34 protein-coding genes and 1 tRNA gene are annotated in these 25633 nt (G+C 54.2%); 25 read left to right on the plus strand and 10 right to left on the minus strand.

From position 1 onward, the window contains the following. The 3 genes from B9Z37_RS13520 to B9Z37_RS13530 all read left to right on the plus strand — a co-directional run bounded on the left by B9Z37_RS13520 (position 1) and on the right by B9Z37_RS13530 (position 1699). A complete protein-coding gene (locus B9Z37_RS13520) occupies positions 1-291 on the plus strand; it encodes a rhodanese-like domain-containing protein (protein ID WP_108313544.1) in 291 nt (96 codons plus the stop codon). Between the two features lie 22 nt (positions 292-313). Next, on the plus strand, positions 314-667 hold the full coding sequence (locus tag B9Z37_RS13525) for a carboxymuconolactone decarboxylase family protein (RefSeq protein WP_108313545.1): 354 nt from the start codon (positions 314-316) through the stop codon (positions 665-667). 87 nt (positions 668-754) lie between these two features. Next, the gene (locus tag B9Z37_RS13530; RefSeq protein WP_108313546.1) at positions 755-1699 is read left to right on the plus strand and encodes a cyanophycinase; all 945 of its coding nucleotides are present in this window, start codon (positions 755-757) and stop codon (positions 1697-1699) included. A gap of 104 nt (positions 1700-1803) precedes the next feature. Here B9Z37_RS13530 and B9Z37_RS13535 read toward each other — a convergent pair whose 3' ends face one another. Then, on the minus strand, positions 1804-2223 hold the full coding sequence (locus tag B9Z37_RS13535; RefSeq protein WP_240606729.1) for a rhodanese-like domain-containing protein: 420 nt from the start codon (positions 2221-2223) through the stop codon (positions 1804-1806). 367 nt (positions 2224-2590) lie between these two features. On the opposite strand from B9Z37_RS13535, the gene B9Z37_RS13540 reads away from it, so the two are divergent. The 5 genes from B9Z37_RS13540 (at position 2591) to B9Z37_RS13560 (ending at position 5746) form a co-directional block, all read left to right on the plus strand. After that, positions 2591-2914, plus strand: a complete 324-nt coding sequence (locus B9Z37_RS13540) for an ArsR/SmtB family transcription factor (protein WP_108313548.1) — start codon at positions 2591-2593, stop codon at positions 2912-2914. 78 nt (positions 2915-2992) lie between these two features. After that, complete coding sequence (locus B9Z37_RS13545; protein ID WP_108313549.1) at positions 2993-3403, plus strand: DsrE family protein; 411 nt, start codon at positions 2993-2995, stop codon at positions 3401-3403. Positions 3404-3444: 41 nt separating this feature from the next. Then, on the plus strand, positions 3445-3750 hold the full coding sequence (locus tag B9Z37_RS13550) for a c-type cytochrome (RefSeq protein ID WP_108313550.1): 306 nt from the start codon (positions 3445-3447) through the stop codon (positions 3748-3750). Between the two features lie 12 nt (positions 3751-3762). Beyond that, entirely contained in the window at positions 3763-5037 is a 1275-nt protein-coding gene (locus tag B9Z37_RS13555) for an FCSD flavin-binding domain-containing protein (RefSeq protein ID WP_108313551.1), read from the plus strand. A gap of 88 nt (positions 5038-5125) precedes the next feature. Further along, positions 5126-5746, plus strand: coding sequence for a c-type cytochrome (locus tag B9Z37_RS13560; RefSeq protein WP_240606730.1), 621 nt, complete (start codon positions 5126-5128; stop codon positions 5744-5746). Positions 5747-5798: 52 nt separating this feature from the next. On the opposite strand, the gene B9Z37_RS13565 is transcribed toward B9Z37_RS13560, so the two are convergent. Next, a complete protein-coding gene (locus tag B9Z37_RS13565) occupies positions 5799-6899 on the minus strand; it encodes a YeeE/YedE family protein (protein ID WP_108313553.1) in 1101 nt (366 codons plus the stop codon). 519 nt (positions 6900-7418) lie between these two features. Between B9Z37_RS13565 and B9Z37_RS14675 the strand changes: the two genes are divergently transcribed. Further along, the gene (locus tag B9Z37_RS14675; RefSeq protein WP_240606731.1) at positions 7419-7631 is read left to right on the plus strand and encodes a thioredoxin domain-containing protein; all 213 of its coding nucleotides are present in this window, start codon (positions 7419-7421) and stop codon (positions 7629-7631) included. A gap of 63 nt (positions 7632-7694) precedes the next feature. Here B9Z37_RS14675 and B9Z37_RS13575 read toward each other — a convergent pair whose 3' ends face one another. Next, complete coding sequence (locus B9Z37_RS13575) at positions 7695-8312, minus strand: SAM-dependent methyltransferase (protein ID WP_108313554.1); 618 nt, start codon at positions 8310-8312, stop codon at positions 7695-7697. 174 nt (positions 8313-8486) lie between these two features. On the opposite strand from B9Z37_RS13575, the gene B9Z37_RS13580 reads away from it, so the two are divergent. The 15 genes from B9Z37_RS13580 (at position 8487) to B9Z37_RS13650 (ending at position 20719) form a co-directional block, all read left to right on the plus strand. Next, positions 8487-8867: a rhodanese-like domain-containing protein gene (locus B9Z37_RS13580; RefSeq protein ID WP_108313555.1), complete on the plus strand. Its 381-nt coding sequence runs from the start codon at positions 8487-8489 to the stop codon at positions 8865-8867. A gap of 113 nt (positions 8868-8980) precedes the next feature. Next, positions 8981-9289, plus strand: coding sequence for a c-type cytochrome (locus B9Z37_RS13585; RefSeq protein WP_108313556.1), 309 nt, complete (start codon positions 8981-8983; stop codon positions 9287-9289). A gap of 127 nt (positions 9290-9416) precedes the next feature. Then, positions 9417-9740, plus strand: a complete 324-nt coding sequence (locus B9Z37_RS13590) for a hypothetical protein (protein ID WP_240606732.1) — start codon at positions 9417-9419, stop codon at positions 9738-9740. Positions 9741-9868: 128 nt separating this feature from the next. Beyond that, positions 9869-10441 (plus strand): DUF302 domain-containing protein, encoded by a 573-nt coding sequence (locus tag B9Z37_RS13595; protein WP_108313557.1) that lies wholly within the window; start codon positions 9869-9871, stop codon positions 10439-10441. 26 nt (positions 10442-10467) lie between these two features. Continuing rightward, positions 10468-11787 carry an OmpP1/FadL family transporter gene (locus tag B9Z37_RS13600; RefSeq protein ID WP_108313558.1) on the plus strand — a complete coding sequence of 440 codons (1320 nt, stop codon included), beginning with the start codon at positions 10468-10470 and terminating at the stop codon, positions 11785-11787. A 134-nt stretch (positions 11788-11921) separates the two neighbouring features. Further along, the gene (locus tag B9Z37_RS13605) at positions 11922-12227 is read left to right on the plus strand and encodes an ArsR/SmtB family transcription factor (protein WP_108313559.1); all 306 of its coding nucleotides are present in this window, start codon (positions 11922-11924) and stop codon (positions 12225-12227) included. Positions 12228-12249: 22 nt separating this feature from the next. Then, positions 12250-13614 carry a sulfite dehydrogenase gene (gene soxC / locus B9Z37_RS13610; RefSeq protein ID WP_240606733.1) on the plus strand — a complete coding sequence of 455 codons (1365 nt, stop codon included), beginning with the start codon at positions 12250-12252 and terminating at the stop codon, positions 13612-13614. Next, on the plus strand, positions 13598-14674 hold the full coding sequence (locus tag B9Z37_RS13615) for a c-type cytochrome (RefSeq protein ID WP_108313560.1): 1077 nt from the start codon (positions 13598-13600) through the stop codon (positions 14672-14674). Before soxC ends, B9Z37_RS13615 begins: the two co-directional genes overlap by 17 nt. A gap of 68 nt (positions 14675-14742) precedes the next feature. Next, positions 14743-15198, plus strand: a complete 456-nt coding sequence (gene soxY / locus B9Z37_RS13620; RefSeq protein WP_108313561.1) for a thiosulfate oxidation carrier protein SoxY — start codon at positions 14743-14745, stop codon at positions 15196-15198. Between the two features lie 48 nt (positions 15199-15246). Continuing rightward, positions 15247-15558: a thiosulfate oxidation carrier complex protein SoxZ gene (soxZ, locus tag B9Z37_RS13625; protein WP_199227503.1), complete on the plus strand. Its 312-nt coding sequence runs from the start codon at positions 15247-15249 to the stop codon at positions 15556-15558. Positions 15559-15696: 138 nt separating this feature from the next. Then, entirely contained in the window at positions 15697-16440 is a 744-nt protein-coding gene (gene soxA, locus B9Z37_RS13630; RefSeq protein WP_407067241.1) for a sulfur oxidation c-type cytochrome SoxA, read from the plus strand. 18 nt (positions 16441-16458) lie between these two features. Then, the gene (gene soxX / locus B9Z37_RS13635; protein ID WP_108313564.1) at positions 16459-17115 is read left to right on the plus strand and encodes a sulfur oxidation c-type cytochrome SoxX; all 657 of its coding nucleotides are present in this window, start codon (positions 16459-16461) and stop codon (positions 17113-17115) included. Between the two features lie 60 nt (positions 17116-17175). Beyond that, positions 17176-18912 (plus strand): thiosulfohydrolase SoxB, encoded by a 1737-nt coding sequence (gene soxB / locus B9Z37_RS13640; protein WP_108313565.1) that lies wholly within the window; start codon positions 17176-17178, stop codon positions 18910-18912. 65 nt (positions 18913-18977) lie between these two features. Continuing rightward, complete coding sequence (locus B9Z37_RS13645) at positions 18978-19976, plus strand: MBL fold metallo-hydrolase (RefSeq protein ID WP_108313566.1); 999 nt, start codon at positions 18978-18980, stop codon at positions 19974-19976. Between the two features lie 89 nt (positions 19977-20065). Continuing rightward, positions 20066-20719: a DUF4395 family protein gene (locus tag B9Z37_RS13650; RefSeq protein ID WP_240606734.1), complete on the plus strand. Its 654-nt coding sequence runs from the start codon at positions 20066-20068 to the stop codon at positions 20717-20719. Between the two features lie 16 nt (positions 20720-20735). Here B9Z37_RS13650 and B9Z37_RS13655 read toward each other — a convergent pair whose 3' ends face one another. The 4 genes from B9Z37_RS13655 to B9Z37_RS13670 all read right to left on the minus strand — a co-directional run bounded on the left by B9Z37_RS13655 (position 20736) and on the right by B9Z37_RS13670 (position 21880). Beyond that, a complete protein-coding gene (locus B9Z37_RS13655; RefSeq protein WP_108313568.1) occupies positions 20736-20981 on the minus strand; it encodes a hypothetical protein in 246 nt (81 codons plus the stop codon). Then, positions 20960-21307, minus strand: a complete 348-nt coding sequence (locus B9Z37_RS13660) for a rhodanese-like domain-containing protein (protein WP_108313658.1) — start codon at positions 21305-21307, stop codon at positions 20960-20962. Before B9Z37_RS13660 ends, B9Z37_RS13655 begins: the two co-directional genes overlap by 22 nt. 17 nt (positions 21308-21324) lie before the next feature. Next, a complete protein-coding gene (locus B9Z37_RS13665) occupies positions 21325-21699 on the minus strand; it encodes a rhodanese-like domain-containing protein (protein WP_240606735.1) in 375 nt (124 codons plus the stop codon). Between the two features lie 106 nt (positions 21700-21805). Next, positions 21806-21880 (minus strand) — tRNA-Arg (locus B9Z37_RS13670). A gap of 87 nt (positions 21881-21967) precedes the next feature. Between B9Z37_RS13670 and B9Z37_RS13675 the strand changes: the two genes are divergently transcribed. Then, complete coding sequence (locus tag B9Z37_RS13675) at positions 21968-23629, plus strand: PAS domain-containing hybrid sensor histidine kinase/response regulator (protein ID WP_108313569.1); 1662 nt, start codon at positions 21968-21970, stop codon at positions 23627-23629. On the opposite strand, the gene B9Z37_RS13680 is transcribed toward B9Z37_RS13675, so the two are convergent. The 3 genes from B9Z37_RS13680 to B9Z37_RS13690 are packed head-to-tail and all read right to left on the minus strand — an operon-like array spanning position 23589 to position 25629. Then, the gene (locus tag B9Z37_RS13680; protein ID WP_108313570.1) at positions 23589-24773 is read right to left on the minus strand and encodes a vWA domain-containing protein; all 1185 of its coding nucleotides are present in this window, start codon (positions 24771-24773) and stop codon (positions 23589-23591) included. The genes B9Z37_RS13675 and B9Z37_RS13680 overlap by 41 nt on opposite strands. Continuing rightward, positions 24767-25396 (minus strand): GNAT family N-acetyltransferase, encoded by a 630-nt coding sequence (locus B9Z37_RS13685; protein WP_108313571.1) that lies wholly within the window; start codon positions 25394-25396, stop codon positions 24767-24769. Before B9Z37_RS13685 ends, B9Z37_RS13680 begins: the two co-directional genes overlap by 7 nt. Beyond that, positions 25393-25629 carry a hypothetical protein gene (locus tag B9Z37_RS13690; RefSeq protein WP_108313572.1) on the minus strand — a complete coding sequence of 79 codons (237 nt, stop codon included), beginning with the start codon at positions 25627-25629 and terminating at the stop codon, positions 25393-25395. The genes B9Z37_RS13685 and B9Z37_RS13690 overlap by 4 nt, the downstream gene beginning before the upstream one ends. Positions 25630-25633: the final 4 nt, after the last annotated feature.

The raw sequence follows: 25633 nt of genomic DNA on the forward strand, positions 1-25633 counted from the left end.
ATGACCGCCATCAATACAGCCCCCCTTTTGATCATCGATGTGCGTTCACCAGGCGAGTTTGCCTCGGGTCATGTGCGTGGTTCGATCAATCTACCTCTGGACCGCTTCGCCCAAGCCATTGAGCAAGTGGTGCCGGATAAATCGACCTCCGTGCTTTTGTGCTGTGCTTCAGGTGGCCGTTCTGGTATGGCCTGCAGCTTCATGCAACAGATGGGTTACCAGCAAGTGAGCAATGGCGGCTCAGCAGGATCGGTGTCCGTGCAATGTGGTCTACCGATTGACCGTCTTTGATTGAATTTTGAAAGGAAAGAGCATGAGTACCTTTGATCACCCCGGTTTGATTCAGAACATCAACCATTCATTAGCCGGCTTGCGCAAAGCGCAACCGGATGCCATGCAGGGCTTTGGTCAGCTCGCCAAAGCGGCGATGGCCGAAGGTGCAGTGAGCGAGAAGCACAAGGAGCTGATTGCACTGGCCATCGGCATCACGCAGCATTGTTCGGGTTGCATTGGATTCCATGTCAAAGCTTTGCGTCGTTTGGGTTGCACGCGTCAGGAGTTGGAAGAAATGCTGGCTGTTTGCGTGTACATGGGCGGCGGACCTGCATTGATGTACGCGTCTGAAGCCGAGGCGGCTTGGGATGCGTTTGCACCAGCACAGAACTGAGGTTGTTTCTTGACGCCTTCAGTCCCTTGAGGTTTTAAATGGTCTGGTGCACACCCTAATTTGCGGTTCATGGTTTAGAGTGAAAACATGAACCGCAGAGACGTTTTAGCTCGAATGATCGCCAGTACAAGCGTGGCGTTGACCCCATTGTTGGGGCTGCCTGTGTTGGCGCAGCGCCACAGAATGTCCCGATTGGTCATTGTTGGCGGTGCCGAAGACCGCCTGCAGGACCGCATCATCTTGCGCAAGTTCATCGATTACTGCGGCGGAAGCGAGTCCAAAATTCGCATCGTTACCGCAGCCAGTACCGACCGTGACGGCGTTTGGCAAAGTTATCGCAATGTTTTCACTGCCTTGGGTGTCGAAGACGTGCAGCGACTTGAGCTCGATAGCCGTTCCAGTGCGCATTCAATCTCACTGCAGTCTGAGATTTTGCAAGCCGATGGCATCTTCATGAGCGGTGGCGATCAGTCCAGGCTCATGGACAGCTTGTGGGATACGCCGGCCTACCAATCGCTGCACCAAGCTTTTCACATGAATGGTTGTTGTATCGGCGGCACCAGCGCTGGCGCTGCGGTCATGTCGCGTCACATGATTGCCCAGGGGCCTGCAGTGCTGCGACCGAGCAAGGAGGCTGTGGACACTGATATTGGTCTTGGGCTTTTGTCGCAAGCGGTGGTTGATCAGCATTTCTCAGAGCGCAGACGACTGGCGCGTTTGCTGTCGACATTGGCGATGCGACCAGACTTGTTGGGGGTTGGCATTGACGAAGACACCGCTTTGGTGATCGAGCGTGGCGAAGCCATCGAAGTCATTGGTAAAGGTTCAGTGACCTTGGTCGATCCCTCGCAGATGCAATCCAATGTGGGCGAACTGGAGAGCTTGGAGCAAATTGAAATGCTGGGCGTTCAGCTGCATTTGTTGCCAGCAGGTCATCGCTACAGTACGAAATCCGTTGGCCATACGCGTCGTACGCAATCTTTGCACCAGGCTATTGAACGCTTGGTCGCTGTGGGGCCGATCCGCCGCTGAACAACTCAGGCAGTGATACCTGAGGTGCGGGAAATGCGTGAGACCTCAAAAGTGTGAAGCCAATTTTTGGGAGAGTTTTGTGGACTTGCTGTACGAGGGCGGAATCAGAATTCGTCTTTCACCATGGTCAAACCCAGAGCATCCCAGTCGAGCATGCCGCCGCGGTAGTAATAAATTTTGTCAGCAGGGAAACCATCGCGTGTCATGGCACGGATCGCCATTGGGCTTTGCGGGCAAACGGGACCGTTGCAGAAGGCGAATACCTTTTTGGCTGCAGTGCAGTTCCACAGTGCCCCTGATTTTTGGCAACCGAGCTCATTGAGGCGCGAAGCCACTTCTGTGTAGGGGATGCCCACAGAGCCAGGGATCGTCCCTTTGACACGGTCGTTGGCGTCGCGCATGTCGACCACCAAAGAATTGCGATCACTCAAAGCTTCCAGAATTTCAATTTCACCCACAGGGTGTACGCCAGGCACAGGTACCAAAGGCTGCAGGGAACCACCGTTTTTGCCGGCTGTTGTCATGACCCGAGTGATTTCTACAGACCCCTTTGTAGTTTTGACAACAACAGTTTTTTGGTTGTCAAAAATATTCAATGGCGTCCCTACGGGAATGACGGCAGCTTGGCCAAAAGCCACGCTTGCAAAACCGAGTCCCAAGAGCCAAGTAGCAATGCATTTCATGGTTATTTTTTCAAAATAGCAAAAGTGTGCATATGGTCACTTAGATGGCTTGAACTGGCCATGACATAAGTCAACGAGCGCACTCGGGTTAACCCTTGTTTGTTTTGATCGATTGGGGAACACGGTGCGGAAATTGGCGTTTGCGGCAAGTGTTTTGGGAGACAATCAGGACTTAAGCTGAAACCAGACGGGAAGAATTATGGTCAATATGACCAAAAAATCGGTGCAAGATCAGTCCATTGCAGTATCGGACGAGCAAATAGAAAAGGCCGCAGAAGTTTTTCGAGTGATGTCTGCGCCTATGCGCCTGAGGATCATCAGCTGCTTATGCAGTGGCGAAAAAAACGTCGGTGAATTATTGAGTGAGATCAATACCACCCAGCCCAATATGTCGCAGCATTTGAATACGCTTTATCAGGCGGGTGTGCTCGACAAGCGCCGCGATGGCGTTCAAATTTATTACCGCATCGTCAATGACAACATCGTCAACATTTGTCGTGCGGTGTGCAAACAAACCGATATTGAAAGCTGAGTGTCAGTTTCGAGTCGGGTTTTCACTGTCGCTTCAATGTCCTTCAAGGCGCTAATATCAGTCCATCAGGAGACACGGATGAAGCGTTTTTTATTTTTGATTTCAGGCTTGCTCGCATGCACTTTGAGCATGGCGCAAATCAAGGTGGTTTATCACTTGAGCGAAGGGATTCCTCAAGCCTCGCGTGCGATTGGCAATATTCGCAACCACCTCAATGCAGATCCGACAGCCAAAATTGTGGTGGTCACTCACGGCTTGGGTATTGACTTCCTTCTCGATGGTGCAACCAATCAGATGGATCAACCCTTCGCTGGCAGCGTCAGCGATTTGGTGGGCAAAGGCGTGGAGTTCCGTGTGTGCAACAACACATTGGTTTCGCGCAAAATTCCTGCAGAGAAGGTACAAATGGAGGCCAAAGTGGTTCCTTCAGGGGTCGCAGAAGTGGCCAAACTACAAGCCAAAGAAGGCTTTGTGTATCTGCGCCCTTAAAGGGCATTGGTCGTCAGCTAACAGTTTTTTGAGGAGTCTTCATGAAAATTCAACATGCTTTGACAGCGGCCGCATGGGTCTGTTTGTCGGGCCTGGCTCAAGCCCAGGTCGATCCGCTGCATGTGCGCAGCTGGGCTGCATCGTGCGCGGCCTGCCATGGCACTGATGGGCGTGCGCAGCCGGGCATGGAGTCCTTGGCGGGTGCCAACAAGGACGACATGGTCAAGAAAATGTTGGATTTCAAAGCAGGCCGTAAGCCTGCCACCATCATGCACCAGCTGTCCAAGGGTTATTCCGATGAACAGATCGTCGCCATCGCAGGCTACTTCGCCGCCCAAAAGAAATAAGGAAAGACAGCCATGCAACGTCGTCATTTTTTACAGACTGGTTCCGCATTGGGTGCCATGGGCTTGGTTTCGGGTTGTGCCACTGTGGGTGGGGGCAGTGGCCCCAAAGTGGTGGTCATTGGCGGTGGCTATGCCGGCGCAACAGCGGCCAAATACCTGAGGATGTGGTCTGAGCACAAAATTCAAGTCACGCTGGTGGAACCCAACGATGCTTTCATTTCATGCCCTATTTCCAATTTGGTGATTGGTGGCAGCAAAACCATCAATGAAATCACCACGCCTTATGACAACCTGACCAAGCGCCATGGTGTACAAATCATCAAGGACCGCGTTAACACGATTGATGCCGACAAGCGCATCGTCAAGCTGGCGGGTGGTACCGAGTTGAGCTATGACCGCCTGATCGTTTCACCCGGTGTGGACTTCATGTGGGAAACGTTGCCAGGCATGGCCAAGGCAGATGCCAAGGACAAAGTCATGCACGCCTGGAAGGCGGGCGTGCAAACCCTCACGCTGCGCAAGCAACTGGAAGCCATGCCCGATGGTGGTGTGTTTGCCATGTCGATTCCGCTGGCTCCATACCGCTGCCCGCCCGGCCCGTATGAGCGTGCTTGCCAGGTTGCCGAATATTTCACAAAAGCCAAGCCCAAGAGCAAAGTCTTGATTTTGGATGCCAACGATGACGTGACATCGAAAGGGCCGTTGTTCAAAAAAGCTTGGGCTGAACGTTACAAAGGCATCGTGGAATACCGCGCTAAACACCGCGTGACCGATGTCGACGCGTCCACCAACACCTTGAAGTTCGAGTTCAACGACGACATCAAGGCCAACGTGCTCAACGTCATTCCTGAAATGCGTGCGGGTGATATCGCTGTCAACGCCGGTTTGGCCACAGCCAACAAGCGCTGGTGCGAAGTTGATTTCCTGACGTTTGAGTCCAAGGCCGCGAAAAACGTGCACGTTCTGGGTGACTCGATCCAGATTGCTCCTGGCATGCCTAAATCAGGCCATATGGCGAACCAGCATGGCAAGACCTGCGCGGCAGCTGTGGTTGCCTTGTTGATGGGTAAACAGGTCAACCCTGCCCCGATTTACAACAACACCTGCTATAGCTTTGTCAGCTCGGAAGACGTGGTTCATGTGTCCAGCGTGCACCGCTACGACGCCGATAAGAAAACCATGTTGACAGTGCCTGGGTCGGGTGGTGTGTCCAGTGCTGCCAACGAGTTGGAGGGCCGCTACGCCCACGCTTGGGCGCGCAACATCTGGGCCGATACCTTGGCGTGATGCTGAAACCGAAAACGCCGCAGTCGTTAGACTTGCGGCGTTTTTTTACGGCAATTTTTCTGCAATCTGTTGCTGATCGAGGCACATCATGAAAAACCAAAATTCAACTCGTCGCTTGTTGCAAGCGGCTTTTTTGCTCAGTGTTGCCACGTTGAGCGCATCGGCCATGGCTCAGGCTGATGAAGCGCGCGCCAAAAAAATCGTCGGCGGATCTTGCTTTGTGTGCCACGGGGCAGAGGGTGAATCGTCCAGTGAAGTGTTTCCTCGTTTGGCAGGCCAGCACTGGGAATACACAGCGAAGCAACTTGAAAACTTCAAGTCAGGCAAGCGCAAGAGTACAGCCATGGCCGACATGGTGGCCAAGTTGACCCCTGATGAAATGGCGGCCTTGGGCAAATTTTTCGAAAAACAAACCGCCGCAGTTGAGCCGCCTAAAGACGCTGATTTGGCTGCGGTAGGCAAGTTCATTTACCACAAAGGCAACAAATACAGTGGTTTGGCCGCTTGTGCCAGCTGCCACGGGGCAGAGGCCAAGGGCACAACCTCTTTGCCACGTTTGGCTGGCCAATACGCTGCGTACACGGAAACACAGCTCAAGCAATTCAACCAGCGTGAGCGCACCAACGACAACGCGGTGATGCATGCCATCACAAGCAAAATGTCACCCTTGGAAATGGCGGCTGTGGCTGAATATTTGAGCGGCAAATAAGCAGGGCAAGTCGGGTTCAATCCAGGGTATGTGGCTGCACTGATTGCACTCTTCAGGGCAGTTTGAATCCCTCTGCCTGAGTCTTGGTCGATGAGGCGGAGTTGCTGCTCTCATCAAGCCAGCGATCGGTCAGGCCAGCACCAAGCCACATACCGACCAGACTCACCCATGCGGTGAGCGCGAAAATAGCGCCGCCTGTGACACCAGCACCCACTGCGCAACCGCCCGCGAGCATGGAGCCAAAGCCCATCAGTATTGCCCCACCAATATAGCGGCGCATGCTGTAGCCATCTGTAAATCCTTCGAGCTTCCAGTCTTTGCCAATCAAAGCACCGATCAGTGACCCTAAGAAGACACCTGGCATCAACCCAAATTCAAAACCAATCGCTGGCCATGGCCATTGCATGACGCGCATCAACCATTCGGCGGAGGGGCCACTGAAGGTGAGGCCCTGAATTTGGACGGGATCAAACGATTCACGCGCAACCCATTGGCTAAATCCCCACGCGGCAGCCACCATCAAACCTGTGCCAACGCCGCCCACCCACATCCAAAAGTTGCGGTTGGGGGAGCGTAAAGAAAAATACAGCGCAGCCACGAGCCATATGCCGCCCATGGCCAAGCCCGCACTATGACCGAGGCCTGTGATGGCCAGCAAGTCACGTGATGCACCACCGGGAATGGTCCACCAGCTGCTGATGGCCAAGCGCAGGGGGGACAAAACACCAGAAAGCGCTGATTGCGCTGTGACTGCAAAGATCAGTCCGGAAAGCAGCGCACGTAAATTGCCATTGGCTGACAGCACCAGCAGACGGCTGGCACAACCCCGCGTCATGACCATGCCAATGCCAAAGGTCAAGCCACCTAGAAGTGCGCCAGACATGCTGCCCGTGGCAGAAATCTGACGTGCATTGTTGGTGTCCAGCCAACCCATCAAGACCATAAGTTGTACGGCAATCACGGCGGTGGAAAAAGCCAAGAGCCACACCGAAAGCTTGTCGCCAAAACGGCGATGCCAAAATTCGATCACCGCTGCACGCAAACAAAAACGAGACCGCTGTGCAAAAAACCCGAACAGTCCGCCGATCACGGCGCCACCGCTGGCGAGAACTGCGGGGTTTCCATAGGCTTCGAGCCAGTGACTCATTGACATGCAGCGCTCCGTGACATCATTGTCAAATGATATATATCCTACGCCCGAAATACGTGCAGCCCTTGATGGAGGTCAAGTGTCGGTATCTTTGGCGAATGCTTCAGGTGTTTTGCGCATGATGCGCCAAGCTTCTGAACACTTTAAGCCACGGGCAAACCACCGTTTACCTCAGCAACTTGTACACTGTGCTGTGATCTTCCATCCTTCCCGAAGTGCTCATTTTCTGGGATTATTTTTTTCAATTGCATGACTGAACTTCTCGCCAATGCTGTCATCCGTCGGCGTCATTTGTTGACGTTGGCTTGTCTTGCTTCATCGTCTGCAGTTTGGGCTCAGCCAAGCAGCTCTGCTGTATTGCCCGTGCCGCAGTCTTTACAGTCGGAGTTGACGAACGCGATTCAGCAAAAGCAAGTCCTGATCGTGATGGTCAGTCTTGAGGGGTGTCCATTTTGTCGGATCGCCCGAGCCAGCCATTTGGTCCCCTTGCAAAATGCGGGCATCCCCATTTTTCAATTGGACATGCGCAGTTCCCAAGCGGTGCTGGATTTCCAAGGTCGCAAGACCACGCACGATCAACTGATCAAACAATGGCGCATCTCCATTGCCCCCACTTTGCTGTTCTTTGGTCCGGGCGGTAAAGAGGTGGCTGAGCGCATGGAAGGCGGATATTTGCCGGACTTTTACGGCCCCTATCTTGAAGAGCGAATGCTCAAAGGTCGGCAAGCGCTTTGACGCGACACCCTGAATCCAGGCACTTCTTTTCTGGCGTGGTGTTACCCCCTCATCGGGGCTGATTTACCGCTTTCGTGCCGTCAACCCTAGCAAACCTGACATGCCACGGTGGGCACTGCCTTCATCGATCTGCGTTGTATAAGTTTTCAGATCAATGATGTCGTAATTGACAAAAGCTTCGCGAATCATCGCCTCATCGTACATGTGATCCAGCTTGCCAGGGCCTCCAGTGTTGAAGCTCAATTGTTCGGCTGTATAGCCTTGAATGATGAGTGTGCCGCCTGATTTGAGGGACGCGTCCATCTGCGCAAACAGCACTTTGCGTTCCGCTGGCGTGGCAAATTGGAAAAAAATGCCGACCACATTGTTGTAATGCGCGACTTTCCAGTCAAACGACTGCCAGTCACTGCAATGCCATTGGACAGATTGGCCACGGCGTTGAGCCAACTGGTGTGCTTTTTGAACGGCATTTTCTGAAAAATCGAATGCCTCAACACGCAGCCCTTGCTCGGCCAGCCAGACACCATTGCGGCCTTCTCCATCTGCGACAGCCAGGGCGGAGCCTGTTTGCAAGTGCGCCACTTGGCTGCACAGGTAGGCATTCGGCGCTTCACCAAAGATGTATTGCTCCGTCGCGAAACGTTGATTCCAAGTGTTGAGTGGGGAATTGAATGCCGTCATGGTCTAGTGTGGTTTGCAAAAGTGTGAGCAGTTGCGTGAAAATTTGAGTATATTCGTGAAAACTTATTTATGATGAGCAGAGCGATCGGTACATGTTGGACGGTTGAAAGGCCAGGCGGCCAAGATGCTCGTTGTAAGCGATGCCTCAACCTTCCCGAAATGAAAGGAACTGCCATGAAAAATGCACACGATTTGGTCACCGAGGCCAAAAGTTGCACACAAGAAGTCGCTTTGAAAGATGCCGAACAAGCGATCCGAGAAGCAGCTGTGTTGATCGATGTTCGCGAGGCAGACGAGTTTGCTGCAGGCCATTTGGCTGGCGCAATTTTGATGCCTCGCGGTTTGCTTGAATTCAAACTCAGCGCAGCCCCCATGTTGGCTGCCCGAGATTTGAAAGTCGTTCTGTACTGCAAGACCAGTGGCCGAGCAGCCCTGGCAGCACAGAGCATGCAGGCCATGGGGTACTTGAACGTTCAATCGATTGCCGGGGGCTTTGATGCTTGGGTTGCAGAAGGCAAACCGGTCGTCAAGCCAGAACAACCCTCTTTCGAGTAAAAAACGCTCGGCAATCAGTGAAACCACTGATATATCGGTGTTCTTTTACTTGCGCGAGCAAGCGGAATTTACGTTAAATTAGCCGCTGTTTATATTTCTACTTTGGAGCTCAAATGAAACTGATTTCTGCACTCATCGTTGCGTCTGCTGCTTTCGCTGCACCTGCATTCGCCAATTTGGATCTGGCCAAGAAAAACGCTTGCATGGCGTGCCATGGCGTGGACAAGAAGGTGGTGGGTCCGGCCTATCAAGATGTGGCAAAAAAATACGCAGGTCAAAAGGATGCAGCAGCTGCATTGGCCAAAAGCATCAAAGCTGGTGGTTCTGGCAAGTGGGGCCCCATCCCTATGCCAGCACAAGCTGCCTTGAGTGATGCCGATGCCAACACATTGGCCGCATGGATTCTGGCTGGCGCCAAATAATTGTCAAACCCCGATCGCGAACAAGTGGTCGACGGGATGATCAAGTTGTGAAAGCTCGATTGGTACTCGTGGCTTTTTTCTTCCGCTCTTCGGGTAACCGAAGAGCGGTTTTTTTTGGAGTGAACCCATGATGACAAGCTTGAAATGGACGTTTGTGTTTTGTCTGTCTGCTGCTTTGATGGGGGTTCAAGCGCAACCCGCCATATTCAATGGCGCTGACCTGAAGTTGGGCCAAAAGCTGATTGATGAAAACAAGTGTGTGGCATGCCACGCCACCAAAGTCCCTGGAGACGGCAGCGCCATCTACAAACCCAAGGGACGCATCAATACGCCAGGCTTGTTGCGTGGCATGGTCGAGCAGTGCAACACAGAGCTGAACATGGGCATGTTCCCTGAAGAGGTCAATGCCGTCGCCGCAGTATTGAACAGAGACCACTACAAATTTAAATAAACCTTCACTTATATAGGGTATTTCCTATATTAGCCTTTATTGATCTAAGGGATGATCCAAATCAAGGGGCGGCAGTGTGATTTGACATTGTTGCCAGTTTGATTGCAGCAGATCTGAAGGAGAAATACATGCGCAAATCTTGGACATGGGTGAAGTGGGGCGTTTTGGCCAGCTCGGTTTGGTTGACAGGCTGCGGCACCATCAACACGATGGGCAAGCTTGAATCTGGCGCTGGTGCAGAAGCCAGTCGCATGTGGGATCGCTGGGTCGAAGGCAATGGTGATATCGCGATCGCCACCACTTGGGAGCGCAAAGTCAAAGCCGGTATCACAGCTAACGAGGTGGAGCAAGTCCTGAAGCAAGTCGCCACGGAGCGCAACATGAAAGATGTGGGCACGCTGCCATTGTCCAAAGAACTCGAAGCACGAACCGGTCAAAAACAAAAATTGTTGACGGTGTATTCGTTCTGCACTCCCGCTACGGCCCGCCGCATGGTGGACTTCAGCCCACACATGGCCGCTTATCTGCCTTGCCGAGTCTCCATGGTTGAGAAAGAAGACGGCCTTTGGCTCTACACCCTCAACATGGACATGATGGTCAAGATGGGGCGTAAGTTGCCTTCTCCATTGAAAGAAGAAGCGCAAGCCGTGCGCGACACCATCTGGGAAATGATGGAGCGCGGCTCCAAAGGCGAATTCTGATCATCTGAAACAACGAGGAGACAAGCATGAAGAAAATCAACACTTTGCGTGCCACCGTGGTGGCGGCTGTTTTGGCCACAGGCTCTGCAGCTTGGGCGACGAATGGCATGTTGATGGAGGGTTATGGCCCTCAGGCCTTATCGATGGGCGGTGCTGCTGCTGCATATGACAATGGAACTGCGGGGATGATGAACAATCCTGCAACCTTGCAATTGGGTGCAAACGGTACACGGGCAGATATCGCTTTGGGTGTTCTGGGTCCCAATGTGTCGGCTATGGGGCAGAAGTCTGATGGAACATCCTATGTCATGCCTGCAGTGGGTTGGGTCAAAAAAAATGACCAGTTCACATGGGGTGTTGGTATGTTCGGTCAAGGTGGAATGGGCACTGAATTCGGTCCAAACGCTGGAATGATGGCCAATATGCGTTCTGAGTTGGGCGTTGGCCGCGTGATCTTCCCGCTGGCTTACCGTGTTAACCCGCAACTGAGTGTAGGCGTCTCGCTGGATTATTCCTGGGCCAGCATGGACATGCAGATGACAACGAATCGTGTAAACCTGAATGCGATGATGGACTCTGCTAATCCAGGGAGTTCTGCGGCGCTTGGAACGTCAGGGACGCCTGGGCCAATGGGAAACCCCAGTTACGGGCGACTCGATTTTTCAAATTCAAATGACTTTTCAGGTGCGGCCAAGTCGACGGGCTGGACTGGAAAATTTGGCGCAGTGTTGGAGGCTACGCCTGATCTGACATTGGGGTTTAGTCATCAGCTAAAAACCAATCTGGCAGATATGACCACCTCGGCAACTGGTGCGACGTTCACCATTTACGATAGCTCTTTTGGCGTGATCGGCGCCACGATGTCTGGGAAATTGACCATTCACGACTTCCAAATGCCCGCTGTAACAACCATTGGCGGTGCTTACAAGGCCAGTCCGGCATTGACCTTGGTGGCGGACATTAAAAACATTGGATGGTCTTCGGTGATGAAGAAATTTTTGATGACTTTCAATGCAGGTCAACCGTTGCAATTCGCTATGGATCAAAACTGGAAAGATCAGACGGTCGTTTCGTTGGGTGGGGCCTACCGTGTAAATGAGTCGACAGTGTTGCGTGGGGGTTATAGCCATGCGTCCAATCCTGTTCCTGATGCTTATGTGCACCCTTTGTTTCCAGCGATCGTTAAGTCTCACCTGACGGCAGGTATTGGTCATAAATTTAATGATCAGGTGTCTATGGACGTCGCTGTGTCTCATGCCCCCAAAGTCAGTGTGACCTCCGGTCAAGGGGCCCCTATTTCCCACAGCCAGACCAACTACCAGTTGATGTTGAGTTACCGGTATTGATTGCCTGGTTAAGTCACTCCTGATCAGGGTTTGTCCTGATCAGGATGTGCTCCCCGTGTAATCCCTGATTCAGATTAATCATTTATCGTATATATTCGCACATCCGAATATACGAACCTAATGGCAAGCAGTGCATGAGTGATGAGATCGATGAGGTTTTTGACAAAGCGGCTGAGTTATTTGCCGTACTGTCGACGCCTATCCGTCTGCGCATCATCAGCCAGTTGTGCCAGGGCGAAAAGAATGTTGGGCAATTGCTCGAGAGCATCGGTGTGGCCCAACCCAATATGTCCCAGCATCTGAACATCATGTACAGATCGGGTGTTTTGGGTAAGCGACGCCAAGGTGCTCAAATGTTTTATCGGATTGCAGACGAGACAGCTGTGGTGGTTTGTCGTGCCGTGTGCACACAAGTTGCCATTGAAGCGGACGTGAATTGACAACTCAAAACGAGGAGTTTGTGTGAAAGAAGACAGCATCAACTCGGGAAGGGTGCAAAAAGCACCTGAAAACTTCCTGACCCAAAGTGGCATCAAGGAGGTCTTTGCCGAAGGCAAAAAAGGCCGCCGTGATTTCATTCGCAACGCATTTGCAGCGGCTGCTGCGGGTGCCGCTGCGCCCATGGCGATGGCTCAGGGCAACCCAGTGCCGACCGAGGGTGGTGACCCCAACATCCTGAACCTTCCTGAGCACGCGACCAATCTGGGTCAAGGTGTGGCTGTTGAGGGTTACGGTAAGCCATCTAAATTTGAATCGAACTTGCAGCGTCGTCAAAGCCCAGGCCTGACACAAACCACACAAGCTTCGGTGTCGTTTGCGCCACTGCAGTCCTTGTTTGGCATCGTCACGCCCAGCGGCTTGCACTTCGAGCGCCACCACCAGGGCTGGTGGGACATCGATCCGTCCAAGCACCGCTTCATGATCAACGGCATGGTCAAAAAGAACATGGTCCTGACCATGGACGAGATCATGCGTTTGCCTTCTGTCTCGCGCTTTCACTTCATCGAATGCGGTGCCAACACCGCGGTCGACTGGGGTAACGTGGCTGTGCCCACCGTGCAATACACCCACGGTATGTTGTCGTGCAGCGAGTTCACGGGCGTGCCCTTGATCACTTTGCTCGAGTTGGCTGGCGCTGACTTGAAAAACGCTAAGTTCGTTTTGGCTGAAGGTGGTGATGGCTCGTCCATGACGCGCACCATCCCCATGAGCTTGATCACTTCCGGTGAAGTGCTGGTGGCCTACGGTCAAAACGGCGAAATGCTGCGCCCAGAAAACGGTTATCCCCTGCGCTTGATCGTGCCAGGTGTGCAAGGTGTGAGCTGGGTCAAATACCTGCGCCGCATCGAAGTGGGTGACAAGCCCTATGCAGCCAAGGATGAAGCGATTCACTACATCGATTTGCAACCCGGTGGCTTGCATCGCCAGTACACCAACCTCCAGGAAGTCAAGAGCGTGGTGACCACGCCCTCCGGTGGTCAGGTGCTGCTCGACAAAGGTTTTTACAACATCACCGGTCTGGCTTGGTCGGGCAAGGGCAAGATCAAGCGCGTGGACGTCTCCACAGACGGTGGCCGTAACTGGCGTCAAGCACGTCTGGAGACGCCCGTGCTGTCCAAAGCTTTGTCACGTTTTAACCTCGACTGGGTCTGGGATGGCAAGCCCGCCATCATCCAAAGTCGTGCGCAAGACGAAACAGGTCATGTGCAACCCACATACCAACAACTGCGTGGTGTCCGTGGCACGCGTTCGATCTATCACAACAACGCCATCCAGTCGTGGTTGGTTCAGGAAAACGGTGAGGTGAAAAATGTCCAGGTTTCGTAATGCCGTTTTGACGGCCGCCTTGCTGGCGGTGGCGGGTTTGGCTTCTGCGCAAACAAGCAAGTATCCAGGTGTGGGCCGTGATGCCACGCCCAAAGAAGTGGCCAAGTGGGACATCGATGTTCGCCCTGACTTCAAAGGTTTGCCTGCTGGTTCGGGTACTGTGGCCAAAGGTCAAGATGTTTGGGAAGGCAAATGTGCACATTGCCATGGTGTGTTTGGTGAATCCGGTGAAGTGTTCAGTCCCCTGATTGGCGGAACCACGGCCGAGGACATCAAGAATGGCCGTGTTGCCAACTTGAATCGCTCAGACTATCCGGGTCGCACCACCATCATGAAGGTGGCGACGGTTTCCACTTTGTGGGACTACATCAACCGCGCCATGCCATGGACCGCACCCAAGTCGCTGACGACCGAAGAGGTTTATTCGGTCACAGCCTTCTTGCTGAATTTGGCCAATGTCGTGCCAGAAAACTTCACACTGTCCGATAAAAACATCGCTGAAGTGCAAGCCCGCATGCCCAACCGCAACGGCATGACGACCCAACACGCCATGTGGCCTGGCAATGAGTTTGGTGGTGTGAAAGCACCTGATACGGCCAACAAGCTGTGCATGAAAGACTGCACACCTGAGCCTAAAGTGGCTTCCTTCTTGCCTGACTTTGCGCGCAATGCCCATGGCAACTTGGCGGAGCAAAACCGCTTGGTTGGCCAGCAAATTGGTGTTGACACGACAAAGCCTGAAGCCAAAGCCGGTATGCCTGCAGTTGCAGCACCTGCCGCAGCGGCACCTGCCAAGCCCGAAAACACCGAGGCCAAAGCCGCCATTGCCTTGCTGAACAAGTACAGCTGCACGGCTTGCCATGGTGTGGACAAAAAAGTGGTCGGCCCAGGCTTCAACGAGATTGCCAAAAAGCACTCAGGCAAGGTCGACTATTTGGTAGGCAAGATCAAAGCCGGTGGATCGGGTGTTTGGGGTCCGATCCCGATGCCACCCCAGACGCTGCCAGATGCAGACGCCAAAAAAATTGCCGAATGGATTTCCAAAGGGGCCAGCAAGTAATTCGGGTTTCATCCGTTGTACTGCTGAACCAATTTCACTAGCATCATTCAACTTCAAGGAGATATCAGATGCAAACTCGTCGCGAGACACTCAAGCAGAGCGCTGTGGTCGCAGGCTTGCTGGCTTCGGCTGGCTTCCCACAATTTGCCCAAGCAGCTTTCAATAAGGCTGGCTTTGAAGCCAAATCCGTTCAGGATGCAGCCAAGGCCTTTGGCGCAGCCAGCATGGCTGAAAGCAAAGACGTGACCATCACCGGTCCAGACATCGCAGAAAACGGTGCCGTGGTGCCTTTGGGTGCCAGCACCTCTTTGGCGGGCGTCAAACAACTGTTGATCCTGGTTGAAAAGAACCCCGCTGCTTTGGTGGCCATGTTCCACGTGAGCGATGCTGTTGAAGCCAACTTCGCGACCCGCGCCAAAATGGGCCAGTCGTCTGACGTTTACGCTGTGGCCATCATGGCCGATGGCAAGGCTTTGTTCGCCAAGAAAGAAGTCAAAGTTACTTTGGGTGGTTGCGGCGGTTAATCGCCCGATTGCTTTTCAACAGAATCATTGAAAGATTAGGAGAAAAAAATGGCAGATCCAATGCGCATTCGTGCCCAAGCCTCCGGCGACAAAGCCACCGTCCGTGTTCTCATGAGCCACGAGATGGAATCTGGTCAGCGCAAAGATGCCGCTGGCAAACTGGTCCCTGCCTGGTACATCCAGGAAGTGACAGCCTCTTTGAACGGCAAGCAAGTGCTGGCCGCCGAATGGGGCCCCGCAGTGTCCAAAAACCCCTTCATGCAATTTGCCATCAAGGGTGCCAAGGCGGGTGACAAAGTCGCCGTGACTTGGAAAGACAACAAGGGTGATACCCGTACAGACGAAGCCACAGTTTCCTGATAACGTGCTTGTGTCCAAAAGGGTGAAGTCAGAGCTTCACCCTTTTTTCGTTTCCAGAATTAATCAAAGAGGTGACGCATGAAATACGCGACCACAATGACCCTGGCCTCCTTGCTGGCCATGTCTGCAGTTTCAGCCATGGCGCAAAAGACCGCCAGTCAAGGTATTGATGAATACCGTGCAATGCTCCAAGATGGCAATCCTTCAGAATTGTTTGAGGCCAAAGGCGAGGGCTTGTGGACACAAAAGCGCGGTCCAAAAAATGCCAGCCTCGAAAAGTGCGATCTGGGCAAGGGGCCCGGTGTGGTCAAAGGGGTGTTCGTGGAGTTGCCCCGCTACTTTGCAGACACACAACGCGTGCAAGATTTGGAAACACGCTTGGTCACCTGCATGGAAACACTGCAGGGATTCAATGCGGCAGAAATTTACAAGACACCCTTTGGCCGAGGTGAGCAAAACAATGTGACCGCATTGGCCACCTGGATCGCTGCAGAATCCAAGGGCATGCGCTTCAATTTGTCGCAAGCGCACCCGCAGGAAAAGACGTTCTACGAAGTCGGCAAGCGTCTGTTTTTCCAACGCGGTGGTCCTCACGACTTCTCGTGTGCTTCTTGCCACGGTGAAGAAGGCAAGCGCATTCGTTTGCAAGATTTGCCCATGCTCACCAAAAATCCAGGTGATGGTGTTGGCTTTGGTGCTTGGCCCGCTTACCGTGTATCCAATGGCCAAATGTGGGGCATGCAGCTGCGTTTGAACGATTGCTACCGTCAGCAACGCTTTCCCTATCCCGGTTTTGGCAGTGATGCCACCTTGGCTTTGGCCACCTATTTGGGGGTGAACTCCAAAGGCTCGGCCTCGGCGGCTCCAGCCATCAAGCGCTAATTATTGAAGGTGATCACCATGAAAAAGAACATCGTTTTTGTCTTGACCGGCTTGGCCACAGCATTGTTGGTGGTCGGTTGTGCATCGGGCCCGTCAGTGGCCGAGCTCAATGAATTGACCAGCAAAATCGTCAAAGCATCCTTCCGTGACCAGGGCATCGCCACGGTCGATCGTGTGCTCAATACCGATGAAACCAATCGCGCATGCAGCGATGCCGATGTGATGGGTAAACCCCTCGATGAAAAGACCGCCAAGGCAATTGAAGAGATGAACCTGAAGGCCATCAAATGGCCATCGGATGGCAAGTTCATCGGTGACTGGAAAGAGGGTGAAAAAATCGCCCAAAGTGGTCGTGGCTTGACTTGGACCGATAAAGCCACCGATGTGAATGGTGGCAATTGCTACAACTGTCACCAAATCAGCAAGGAAGAAATTTCCTTTGGCACGATTGGCCCAAGCCTCTACAACTACGGCAAGATCCGGGGCGTGACCGATCCCAACAGTGTGGAGAGCAAACCGATTGTGGAATACACCTGGGGCAAGATTTGGAACTCCAAGGCCTACAACGCCTGTTCCAACATGCCACGTGCAGGTCACATGGGCATCCTCAATGAAACACAAGTTCGCCACATTGTGGGTTTGTTGCTCGACCCCAAGTCACCAGTCAACCAATAATGAATTTCAAACCCGGCTTGTCCGGGTTTTTTTGCCATCAATACATCAGTGAGTGCAAATATGAATCTGACCAAACGTGAATTCATCCAAGTGATGGGCGCAGGCACCATGGCCGGCATGAGCATGGGCAAGTTTGCCGAAGCCAGTGCAGCAACCGCCGCCAATGGCCTGTATGACATCCCCAAGTTCGGCAATGTGTCTTTCTTGCACATGACCGATTGCCATGCGCAGCTCAAGCCCATTTATTTCCGTGAGCCGAGCATCAACATGGGCATTGGTTCCATGCAGGGCAATTTGCCTCACTTGGTGGGCGAGCATTTGCTCAAAGTGGTCAAAATTCGTCCGGGCTCGGCAGAAGCGCACGCACTGACTTACCTCGATTACGAAAAAGCAGCGAAGCGTTACGGCAAAGTCGGTGGTTTTGCGCATTTGGCCACCTTGGTCAAGCGCATGAAGGCCAGCCGCCCAGGCGCATTGCTGCTCGACGGTGGTGACACCTGGCAGGGTTCTGGCACATGCTTGTGGACCAACGGCCAGGACATGGTCGATGCCTGCAAGTTGCTGGGTGTGGACGTGATGACGGGCCACTGGGAATTTACTTTGGGCATGGAGCGTGTGAAGGAAATTGTTGAGAAAGACTTCGCAGGCAAAGTGGATTTCGTCGCGCAAAACGTCAAGACCAATGACTTTGGCGATCCAGTGTTCAAGCCTTATGTGATTCGCGAGATCAATGGCGTACCTTGCGCCATCATCGGCCAGGCATTCCCCTACACACCGATTGCGAACCCCCGTTACATGGTGGCTGACTGGGCCTTTGGTATCCAGGACGACAACATGCAAAAAATGGTGGACGAAGCCCGCGGCAAAGGTGCGCAGGTCGTCGTCGTCATCAGCCACAACGGCATGGACGTGGACTTGAAAATGGCCAGCCGAGTCAGTGGCATCGATGCCATCATGGGTGGCCACACCCACGACGGCATGCCTGTCGCCAGCCTGGTGTCCAACAAGGGGGGCAAAACCATCGTCACCAATGCGGGCTCCAACGGCAAGTTCTTGGGCGTGCTCGACTTTGATGTGAAGGACAAAAAGGTCAGTGACTTCCGTTACAAGCTGCTGCCCGTGTTCTCGAACATGCTGCCTGCCGACAAGGAAATGGATGCCTTGATCACCAAGATCCGTGCGCCCTATGAAGCCAAGTTGTCCGAGAAGCTTGGCGTCTCGGAAGGCTTGCTCTACCGCCGTGGCAACTTCAACGGCACAGGTGACCAACTCTTGGTGGATGCCTTGCTGGACGTGCAAGGCGCTGAAATCGCGTTCTCGCCCGGCTTCCGTTGGGGCACTTCGCTCTTGCCCGGGCAGGACATCACACGCGAGTGGTTGCTGGACATGACGGCCACAACGTACTCGTATGCCACGGTGACCGAGATGGCGGGTGAGACCATCAAAACGGTTTTGGAAGACGTGTGCGACAACCTCTTCAACCCCGACCCTTACTATCAGCAAGGGGGTGACATGGTGCGCGTGGGCGGCATGAGCTACAGCTGCAACCCCTTGGGCAAGATCGGTACACGTATCGGTGACATGCGCCTCAATGGTCAGTTGATCGAAGCCGGCAAGAAGTACAAAGTGGCCGGTTGGGCGCCTGTGGCCGAAGAGGCGCGCAATCAAGGTAACAAGCAAGTGTGGGAAGTGGTCGAGACTTGGCTCAAGACGCAGCCAGGTGGGCGCATCAAACCGCGCAAGCTCAATGCCCCCAAGATCACAGGCGGATTGCCCAATCAGGGTTATGTTGCTTGATCAGGCATGAGGGCGCTGACAGCCGCAAGTCCGACTGTCAGCGCTGCAGTTGAAGGGGAATCATCATGAAAAGAAGACATTTTTTGATGGCCACTGCAGCGACCTGCGGTGTGGCACTTTGGCCAGAGGCACGTTTGTTGGCGCAACAGGCACAGGACTTCATTGAAGGACCGCCTGTGAAGGACATTCCCGCTAAACAGTTGTCGCCACACGTCTGGATGATCTTTTCCCCCGATGGTTTCCCGACCCCCGAAAACCGCGGAATGATGTCCAACGTGATCTTCGTGGTGACCACTGCCGGTGTGGTGGTCATCGACTCGGGGGCCTCGTTGCAAATTGGTCAAATGGCCATCCGCATGATCCGCAAAGTGACGGACAAGCCGGTCGTTGCGGTCTTCAACAGCCACTACCATGGCGACCATTGGCTGGGCAACCATGCCTTCGTCAAAGCCTATGGCAAGCAGCTGCCGATTTATGCGTTGTCCAGCACGATTGACAAGCTCAAAGGCGCTGAGGGCAATTTGTGGCGTAGCCTGATGGAGCGCTGGACCAACCAGTCTACTTTGGGCACTGAAGTGGTTTTGCCCAACACGATCGTCAAGCCCGGACAAGTCGTTCGCATTGGGGACGTGAGTTTCCGAATGCACCACTACGGCACGGCCCACACGCCATCCGACTTGTGTGTGGAGGTGGTGGAGGACAAGCTCACCGCTGTGGGCGATATCGCCATGGGCAACCGCATTGCGAACATGGACGAAGGCTCCTATGCTGGCACGTTCAAATACTACAAAGCCCTGATGGCTGCAGCCGGGGAGCAACTGTGGGTGCCTGGCCATGGCCAAGGCAGCAAGGATTTGCTCATGACCTATGGCGAGTTCATGGCGGGCATTTGGGAGCCTTGTTTGCAAGCGGTCAAGGATGGCAAGTCTGAGTCCGATGCCCGCAGCATGGTGCTCAAGGACCCCAGAGTCGCGGCTCGCGCCAAGACGATGCAGGGCTTTGACGGGAACATCGGCAAATACATCAGCCTAGCGTATCTCGAAGCCGAAAAAGACGCCTTCTGACGGGTTTAAAAAAGGGGAGACAAATGGCCGATTCAAATACTGAGACTGCAAATACCTGGTCACTGCTGTGGTTCAGAAGCCGTGATGACATGACGCCATTCATCAACGACACGGCTGTTCGCATCCGTGCAGGCATCATGCTGGCCATTCCGATCTTCATGGCCTTCACCTTGTGGGACATCGTGTTTGGCAGTCGGTGGATCGTCACCGGTGAAGTGATCAAGGACACGTTTGAACTCGACTTTGACAACCGCATTCTTTACATGGTCGAAGCGGTGCGCCGAACCTACGACTACACCGTGCAGACATGGCTGCTGTTTTATGCCTTGTTTGAAATGCTCGCAGGCATGAGTGTGAGAACGGCATACCTCTCACCGACCATCTGGCTGTCGACCTTGCTGGCCCGCCGTGCTCGTCCTGTGTGGAAGCCCTTGGCGCCCAAACGGTTTGCATGGACCATCGGGGCCTCCATGATCAGTGTTTGTCTGGTGTTTTTTCACCCTGAGAAGTTCGCTGCAGCGGTCAACTTCATCTTCCAAAGTCAGGTTCTGCCCACGACCGAACAATATTTGCCACGCTGGTTGCCTTTGGTGATGGTTTGGGTGTGCTTGGGCTTTATGTGGATGGAAACGGTGCTGGGCTTTTGTCTGGGTTGTGAGGTTCATGCTTTGCTGGTCAAGCTGGGCATTTTTCAGGACGAGTGCGAGGCTTGCAACAACCTCGATTTTGGGCAACCGCGTTGATCCACTGCAAAACGCATCAGCGCTGCGTCTTGCAGCCTGAGCTCATTCGTGTTTGATAATTCGCCAAGATCCGTTTGACGATTTTCAATGGCAAGTTCCTGATCCCGGAAGGCAAAACGCCCGACCAGCGAATGGAAAAGGCTGCAGCCCAGCGTGTCACCGGGCGCAACCAAGCCGTGGCTTCCAAAAGCTCTTTTTGTTGATGGCTGTTCATCATGATGGCACTGCCTTGATTTGTGTTCAAGACATGAAATTGCGCCATGCACCGATGTTGTAAACGCGTTGGTAGCCGTTCTTCTTTAACATCAACTTGGCCATGCCACTGCGTGTGCCGCTCGCACAACCTACCACCACGGGTGAAGTTTTTGGAATGCTGCCCAAATGCTGACCCAGTTCATTGAGTGGAATGTTGCGGGTGCCGGGCGCATTGCCGGAGGCAAACTCGGCTTCAGACCGAACATCCAAAAGGATGGCCCCTTGCGTTTTCAGTTGAGGCAGCAAGGCGATGACTCGTCGGGCATTCCACCATTTGTAGCCAAACCAAAGTGCCAAAGCCATCATGGGCCAATAGTCTTGTATGAATTTCATGTTGGTCATTGCGCTGCTCAGCGAGGCGCTACCAATGGCCAGCCCTTAGCTGCCCATTGGCTCATGCCGCCTTCGACATAGCGAACGTTTTTATAACCCTGCTGTTTGAGCATGTCAAAAGTGGCTTTTGAGCGATTTTGTGTATTGCAAATCAGTAGCACAGGCTGGGTGGAGTCCTTGGGGATCTGTGATTGTTTCTGCGCCAACTCGCTCATGGGCAGCAGGACCGCGCCTTGGGCGACACCGGTCAAGTGTTCTGGCTTTTCCCGGATGTCAATCAGCACCACTTTGCCGCTTTCGTGTTCAGCGCGGGCTTGTTCGAGTGTCACTGTGTCTGTAGTGTTATTCTCAGTGCATGCTGCCAATGTGCATAACACCAGCATGGCTGCCATTTTTTTAAGCATAAAAATCTTTCGATTTTTTGATGAGTGTGGATAGACGCGGCGGCAGTTGAATGCATCGACTCATGCATTTGCACAATCTGTGAAATGGGTGATGTGGTGCCCCCGACAGGAATCGAACCTGTATCACTCCCTTAGGAGGGGAGAGTTCTATCCATTGAACTACGGTGGCCAGGCGTGCATTTTACAGGCCGCAGGTGCGGGATGAATGCCGGGCCGGGGTGTGTGAGGTCGATCGCTGCTGATCGATAATCCAAAAATGCGCCATTTGATCCTCAAGACCTTACGCCGCCTCTTCGCATCCACGCACGACGAAGAGCAACTGCGAGTCAGTGAACAACGGCTTCGCTTGTTGGCCGACAGCGCTCGCGATGTGGTCTGGACCATGAGCCCTTTGGGTGTGTTGACCTATGTCAGCCCCGCGGTGGAGGTGCTTCGTGGTGTTACGCCCGAGCAAGCCAAGCTGCAAAGCATTGATGAAACACTCACCCCTGAATCACGCGATGCGGTGCTGCATTACTTTGCCGAGGTGGGGACTGCTGTTCAGCAGGGCAAAGCACCACCACAGTTCCGGGGTGATCTGGAATACTGGCGAAACGATGGTTCCTGCTTCTGGACCGAGGTGTTGGCTTTTCCGGTGATGAGTGCCAGTGGGGTGTTGCTTGAAATTCTGGGCGTGACGCGTGACATCAGTCAGCGACGGCAGTATGAAGACAGCTTGCGCGAGGCGCGGCAAATGGCCGAAAAATCCAACGCCGCCAAGACCGAATTTCTGGCGCACATCAGCCATGAAATCCGCACGCCCATGAGCGCCATTCTGGCGTCTACCGAGCTGGTGCTGAGCACCTCGCTCACGGCTCAGCAACGCACTTTGCTGCAAAAAAGCAAAAGCGCTGGGCGCTTGTTGCGGGGCATCATCAACGACATTTTGGATTTGTCGAAACTCGAGCATGGCAAGCTGGTGCTGCAGCATGCGCCGCTGGATGTGAACGAGGTGTTGCAGCAAGTCGGTGACTTGGTCAGTGACAGCTGCGCACGCAAAGGGTTGCACTACAGCGCCGTGATTGCGCCCGGTGTGGTGACGCAGCGCCGCGGCGATGCACAGCGGTTGACGCAGGCACTGTTGAACCTGGTGGGCAACGCGGTCAAGTTCACTGAGCGCGGCCATGTCCGGGTGACTGTGAGTGGCTGTGAAGGGGATGTCCCGGGGGAGCGTCTGCGCTTTGAGGTGCAAGACACTGGTGCGGGCCTGTCGCCTGAACTTCAGGCCAAGGTGTTTGAGGGGTTTGTGCAAGGCGACAACGAGCAAACACGCTTTCATGGGGGTACGGGCTTGGGGCTGTCCATTTGCAAAAGTTTGGCCCAACTGATGAGCGGCGATGTCGGGGTGCTGTCTCAAGAGGGCGAGGGGTCGACTTTCTGGTTCACGGTGCAATTGCCACTGGCGCCCGAGGGTCTGCGCATGCCCTCTGAAGATGTGCCTGCGGCCGTGATGCCCCGATTGGCGCAGGCGCTGCACGTGTTGTTGGTAGAAGACAACGTGTCCATGCGCGATGTGCTTCAGCAGCTGCTGGCGCTGGCTGGGGCCCGTGTTGACACCGCAGAAAATGGTGCCGAGGCGGTCCAGCGCGTCAATGCAACGCCCTACGACCTGGTGCTGATGGACATGCAGATGCCTGTGCTGGGTGGCCTGGAGGCGACCCAAATCATCCGGCAGAACTCCGCCCACCAGGACTTGCCGATCGTGGCCTTGACCGCAGGAGGCTTCAACGAAGACCGGGAGCGTTTCTTTGCAGCGGGTGTGAACGACTATTTGATGAAGCCGTTCGAGTACAAAGACCTGATTGCGGCCCTGGAGCGCAACCTGCCTAGTCGGGTGGTTACTTGCTCAGCAGGCGCATCGCATCCTCCAACCCCTTGAGGGTCAGTGGGAACATGCGGTTGCTCATGAGCTGCTGAACGATCGAGATGCTCTGACGGTATTGCCACACGCCTTGCGGCTCGGGGTTGATCCAGGCGAATTTGGGGAAGGTGTGCGTCAGGCGTTGTAGCCATTCGGCCCCGGCCTCTTCGTTGTTGTATTCGACGCTGCCGCCTTTTTGCAAAATTTCATAGGGGCTCATGGTCGCGTCCCCGATGAAGATCAGCTTGTAATCCTTGTTGTACTTGCGCAGGATGTCCCAAGTCGGGAATTTTTCGGCGTAGCGGCGTTTGTTGTTCTTCCACATGAAGTCATAGACGCAGTTGTGGAAGTAATAAAAGTCCAAGTGTTTGAATTCGGCCTTCACGGCCGAAAACATCTCTTCGACCCGGGCGATGTGGTCGTCCATGGTGCCGCCCACGTCCATGAGCAGCAGCACTTTCACATTGTTGTGGCGCTCAGGCCGCATCAAGATGTCGAGATAGCCCGCATTGGCCGCTGTTTGTCGGATGGTGCCGTCCAGATCCAGCTCGTCATGCGAGCCTTCGCGTGCAAAGCGGCGCAAGCGGCGCAGCGCCACCTTGATGTTGCGGGTGCCCAGTTCTTGCTGGTCGTCATAGTCTTTGTAGGCGCGTTGCTCCCACACCTTGACGGCGCTTTTGTTGCCACCTTTGCCACCGATGCGGATGCCCTGTGGGTTGTGGCCACCGTTGCCAAAGGGCGAGGTGCCGCCCGTGCCGATCCACTTGTTGCCGCCTTCGTGGCGTTCTTTTTGTTCTTCGAGACGCTTTTTGAGCGTGTCCATCAGCTCGTCCCAGCCCATCTTCTCGATGGCGGCTTTTTGTTCGGGCGTGAGTTCCTTTTGCAAGATTTTTTCGAGCCAGTCGAGCGGCACTTCTTTGGTGAAGTCGGTCAGCATTTCGACGCCCTTGAAGTAAGCGCCAAAAGCCTTGTCGAACTTGTCGAAGTGCTTTTCGTCTTTGACCATGACTGTGCGGGCCAGGTGGTAAAAATCGTCGATGCTGCAGGCGTCCGACGCCGGGCCGACCACATTGGCCTGCAGGGCTTCAAGCAGTGTCAGGTACTCGCGCACCGATACAGGCAGCTTGGCCGCGCGCAGGGTATAGAAAAAATCGATCAGCATGGCCGTGTGTCCTTGAGGCGTGAGCGGCTCAATTGAAAGTCCAGATGTGCACGCACACTGGGCCATTCGCTGGCAATGATGCTGTAGACGCAGCTGTCACGCAGCGCGCCTGCGGCCAACGGGTGCGGGTTGATTTGGTGGCTGCGCAGCACGCCGTCCAGCTTGGCCCCCAGGCGTTCAATGGCACGGCGGCTTTGGTGGTTGAAGAAGTGCGTGCGGAACTCCACCGCAATGCAGTTCAACTGTTCAAAGGCGTGGGCCAGCAGCATGCGCTTCGCTTCGGTGTTGAGCGGGCTGCGTTGCACGCTTTGGCGGTACCAAGTGGAGCCGATTTCGACACGGCGATTGACGGCGTCGATGTTCATGTAGGTGGTCATGCCCACAGCCTGGCCCGATGTGGCATCGATCACGGCAAACGGACACATGCTGCCCTTGGCTTGTAGATCGAGGCGACGCGCAATTTCAGCCGCCATGCCTTCGGGTGTGGGGATGGCGGTGTACCAATGATTCCACAGCTCACCATCGCGCACAGCTTCGACCAAGTCGTCATGGTGCCCGACAGTCAATGGCACCAGCATCAGATGCTGACCGGTCAATGAGGGAGGGGCGATCCACTGGCTCATGAGGAGGTATCGGTGTCTTGGTCTTTTTGTTTGGCACGCCAGAATCTGGCCAGATGCAAGCCGCCTCCGCCTCCTAGGCCCACCAGCAAAATGCCACCGATGCTGGCCGAGTCATAGCCTGAGCTGAAAATGTTCCAGCCCAGCAGTTTGCCGGCCCAGTAACCCAGCAGCGCGCCACCGACAAAACCGACCGCGTCAGAAATGCCTTCCAGCAAAGGGTTGGGTGAAGACATGGTC

Origin of the sequence: Limnohabitans parvus II-B4, from assembly GCF_003063455.1 — a bacterium.
Taxonomy (GTDB): Bacteria; Pseudomonadota; Gammaproteobacteria; order Burkholderiales; family Burkholderiaceae_C; genus Limnohabitans_A; species Limnohabitans_A parvus.

What these genes read in the sequence shown, in the direction of transcription:
- B9Z37_RS13530 (WP_108313546.1), top strand. Translation starts at nt 755, where the DNA reads ATGAACCGCAGAGACGTTTTAGCTCGAATGATCGCCAGTACAAGCGTG.
- B9Z37_RS13600 (WP_108313558.1), top strand. Translation starts at nt 10,468, where the DNA reads ATGAAGAAAATCAACACTTTGCGTGCCACCGTGGTGGCGGCTGTTTTG.
- B9Z37_RS13580 (WP_108313555.1), top strand. Translation starts at nt 8,487, where the DNA reads ATGAAAAATGCACACGATTTGGTCACCGAGGCCAAAAGTTGCACACAA.
- B9Z37_RS13575 (WP_108313554.1), bottom strand. Translation starts at nt 8,312, where the DNA reads ATGACGGCATTCAATTCCCCACTCAACACTTGGAATCAACGTTTCGCG.
- B9Z37_RS13545 (WP_108313549.1), top strand. Translation starts at nt 2,993, where the DNA reads ATGAAGCGTTTTTTATTTTTGATTTCAGGCTTGCTCGCATGCACTTTG.
- B9Z37_RS13650 (WP_240606734.1), top strand. Translation starts at nt 20,066, where the DNA reads ATGACGCCATTCATCAACGACACGGCTGTTCGCATCCGTGCAGGCATC.
- soxX (WP_108313564.1), top strand. Translation starts at nt 16,459, where the DNA reads ATGAAAAAGAACATCGTTTTTGTCTTGACCGGCTTGGCCACAGCATTG.
- B9Z37_RS13585 (WP_108313556.1), top strand. Translation starts at nt 8,981, where the DNA reads ATGAAACTGATTTCTGCACTCATCGTTGCGTCTGCTGCTTTCGCTGCA.
- B9Z37_RS13675 (WP_108313569.1), top strand. Translation starts at nt 21,968, where the DNA reads ATGCGCCATTTGATCCTCAAGACCTTACGCCGCCTCTTCGCATCCACG.
- B9Z37_RS13665 (WP_240606735.1), bottom strand. Translation starts at nt 21,699, where the DNA reads ATGGCAGCCATGCTGGTGTTATGCACATTGGCAGCATGCACTGAGAAT.
- B9Z37_RS13565 (WP_108313553.1), bottom strand. Translation starts at nt 6,899, where the DNA reads ATGTCAATGAGTCACTGGCTCGAAGCCTATGGAAACCCCGCAGTTCTC.
- B9Z37_RS13590 (WP_240606732.1), top strand. Translation starts at nt 9,417, where the DNA reads ATGATGACAAGCTTGAAATGGACGTTTGTGTTTTGTCTGTCTGCTGCT.
- B9Z37_RS13540 (WP_108313548.1), top strand. Translation starts at nt 2,591, where the DNA reads ATGACCAAAAAATCGGTGCAAGATCAGTCCATTGCAGTATCGGACGAG.
- B9Z37_RS13645 (WP_108313566.1), top strand. Translation starts at nt 18,978, where the DNA reads ATGAAAAGAAGACATTTTTTGATGGCCACTGCAGCGACCTGCGGTGTG.
- B9Z37_RS13615 (WP_108313560.1), top strand. Translation starts at nt 13,598, where the DNA reads ATGTCCAGGTTTCGTAATGCCGTTTTGACGGCCGCCTTGCTGGCGGTG.
- B9Z37_RS13690 (WP_108313572.1), bottom strand. Translation starts at nt 25,629, where the DNA reads ATGTCTTCACCCAACCCTTTGCTGGAAGGCATTTCTGACGCGGTCGGT.
- soxY (WP_108313561.1), top strand. Translation starts at nt 14,743, where the DNA reads ATGCAAACTCGTCGCGAGACACTCAAGCAGAGCGCTGTGGTCGCAGGC.
- B9Z37_RS13660 (WP_108313658.1), bottom strand. Translation starts at nt 21,307, where the DNA reads ATGAAATTCATACAAGACTATTGGCCCATGATGGCTTTGGCACTTTGG.
- B9Z37_RS13685 (WP_108313571.1), bottom strand. Translation starts at nt 25,396, where the DNA reads ATGAGCCAGTGGATCGCCCCTCCCTCATTGACCGGTCAGCATCTGATG.
- B9Z37_RS13525 (WP_108313545.1), top strand. Translation starts at nt 314, where the DNA reads ATGAGTACCTTTGATCACCCCGGTTTGATTCAGAACATCAACCATTCA.
- B9Z37_RS13595 (WP_108313557.1), top strand. Translation starts at nt 9,869, where the DNA reads ATGCGCAAATCTTGGACATGGGTGAAGTGGGGCGTTTTGGCCAGCTCG.
- soxA (WP_407067241.1), top strand. Translation starts at nt 15,697, where the DNA reads ATGGCGCAAAAGACCGCCAGTCAAGGTATTGATGAATACCGTGCAATG.
- B9Z37_RS13520 (WP_108313544.1), top strand. Translation starts at nt 1, where the DNA reads ATGACCGCCATCAATACAGCCCCCCTTTTGATCATCGATGTGCGTTCA.
- B9Z37_RS13550 (WP_108313550.1), top strand. Translation starts at nt 3,445, where the DNA reads ATGAAAATTCAACATGCTTTGACAGCGGCCGCATGGGTCTGTTTGTCG.
- soxB (WP_108313565.1), top strand. Translation starts at nt 17,176, where the DNA reads ATGAATCTGACCAAACGTGAATTCATCCAAGTGATGGGCGCAGGCACC.
- B9Z37_RS14675 (WP_240606731.1), top strand. Translation starts at nt 7,419, where the DNA reads ATGCGCAGTTCCCAAGCGGTGCTGGATTTCCAAGGTCGCAAGACCACG.
- B9Z37_RS13555 (WP_108313551.1), top strand. Translation starts at nt 3,763, where the DNA reads ATGCAACGTCGTCATTTTTTACAGACTGGTTCCGCATTGGGTGCCATG.
- B9Z37_RS13605 (WP_108313559.1), top strand. Translation starts at nt 11,922, where the DNA reads ATGAGTGATGAGATCGATGAGGTTTTTGACAAAGCGGCTGAGTTATTT.
- B9Z37_RS13560 (WP_240606730.1), top strand. Translation starts at nt 5,126, where the DNA reads ATGAAAAACCAAAATTCAACTCGTCGCTTGTTGCAAGCGGCTTTTTTG.
- soxZ (WP_199227503.1), top strand. Translation starts at nt 15,247, where the DNA reads ATGGCAGATCCAATGCGCATTCGTGCCCAAGCCTCCGGCGACAAAGCC.
- B9Z37_RS13680 (WP_108313570.1), bottom strand. Translation starts at nt 24,773, where the DNA reads ATGCTGATCGATTTTTTCTATACCCTGCGCGCGGCCAAGCTGCCTGTA.
- B9Z37_RS13655 (WP_108313568.1), bottom strand. Translation starts at nt 20,981, where the DNA reads ATGGCGCAATTTCATGTCTTGAACACAAATCAAGGCAGTGCCATCATG.
- B9Z37_RS13535 (WP_240606729.1), bottom strand. Translation starts at nt 2,223, where the DNA reads ATGACAACAGCCGGCAAAAACGGTGGTTCCCTGCAGCCTTTGGTACCT.